Source organism: Pedobacter sp. 01T416_2 (assembly GCF_056398925.1).
In genome coordinates this window covers 1-1,417 of the sequence record NZ_JBFTQI010001093.1, presented here as the reverse complement: position 1 = coordinate 1,417, position 1,417 = coordinate 1, and the positions used below count along the sequence as shown (strand labels likewise).

Annotated in this window: 2 protein-coding genes; one reads left to right on the top strand and one right to left on the bottom strand. The window is 34.2% G+C overall.

Features of this window, described 5'->3' with window-relative positions:
• On the bottom strand, window positions 1-545 hold a 545-nt coding region (locus tag AC1DPQ_RS27655), incomplete at its 3' end, for a hypothetical protein (RefSeq protein ID WP_477611553.1).
• A gap of 580 nt (window positions 546-1,125) precedes the next feature.
• Here AC1DPQ_RS27655 and AC1DPQ_RS27650 point away from each other — a divergent pair.
• On the top strand, window positions 1,126-1,417 hold a 292-nt coding region (locus AC1DPQ_RS27650; protein ID WP_477611552.1), incomplete at its 3' end, for a MutS N-terminal domain-containing protein.

Sequence of the window (1,417 nt, the reverse complement as noted above, 5' to 3'; positions counted from 1 at the left end):
ATTAGGTATATTTTACTGTGAATTAAAGATGTTTTTTCATTACACATATATACTTTAAAAGGAAATAGCTGAGTATAGTTGTAAGAATAGATCCGAAGGTTTTTAATTTTTATCTTGTACAAACCCCGTATGAAGAATAGAATAATAATAGGTATAAAACCTAGGAATATTCTAAGGTCTCTGAAATAATAAGCCAATACAATCAATAGTGCTATTAGGCCGTAGCTAATGTATGAAAGTGTTTCTGCAAGCTTAATCCACTTATTCCTGATTATTTGTTTATCAAAGTCTGTATTGCATTTCTGAATAATGAGTTTATAGATATTTCTTTCACGATCACCATAAAAATCCTCGATATTGTTTGTGGTAATTAACTTAACATCAATGTTTTTATCTTTTAGATTAATCAATTCTGAAATTAGGTATGGTGATAGGTAAGGGGATATGATTTTGACAGAATGTTTTGCACTCCTCATATCATCCATTAACTTTTTACCTGCCCCTTTTCCTATATAAATATCACAAAGTGCGTTATTGTAGTACATAACTGAGATCTTAAGTTTCTGTTTTTGTTAACTATCTCATTATAATATATTTATTTAATGCAAGTAGTATTATGATTAAGGTAATATTTTTTGACAAATAATAAGAATTTTATTAATCAAACCATTGTAGCTAAACCTGGTAGGAGCGAACACGAGTGTAACGAAGTAAAGCGGATAACAGGACTATACCAACCAAAAGGCACAGAACCCTTCATTTTCAAATAATAGTTAACTGTTTAAATTGTATAAACTGGTGAACTATTGAAGAATGAGAACTATGATGCAAAGGGTTAAAACAGCCCATAGTTCATAAACCTGATTGAAGCGGTAGCTCCCGATTGAAAAGAGGGACTACAAGCAAAAAGCAGGGCCACAGCCCCCCAAATGTACAGAACCCTTAATTTTCAAGAAATGTTTAATTGTTCAAGCGGTAGAAATCGGTTCACCGTGATATGCCTCAATTAACCGACTTGAGCAGTAAACCGGTTAAACAAACTAACAATCTTTTAACTTTTCAACAAAACAGTTGTAAAATGCTTATTCGTGTTATCTTTATGGCTTTTGTAAATTAATTTCAGTTTTGGCTAAAGACACGAATAAAGAAACCCCGTTAATGCAGCAATACAACGCGATTAAAGCGAAGTATCCGGGCGCACTTTTACTATTTAGGGTTGGCGATTTTTATGAAACCTTTGGCGAAGATGCCATTAAAACGGCACAGATATTAGGCATAGTATTAACCAGAAGAGGTACCGGGCCCAATGGCGGCGCTTTAGAACTGGCTGGTTTTCCGCATCACTCGTTAGATAATTATTTATCCAAACTGGTACGGGCAGGACAACGGGTAGCCATTTGCGATCAGCTGGAAGACC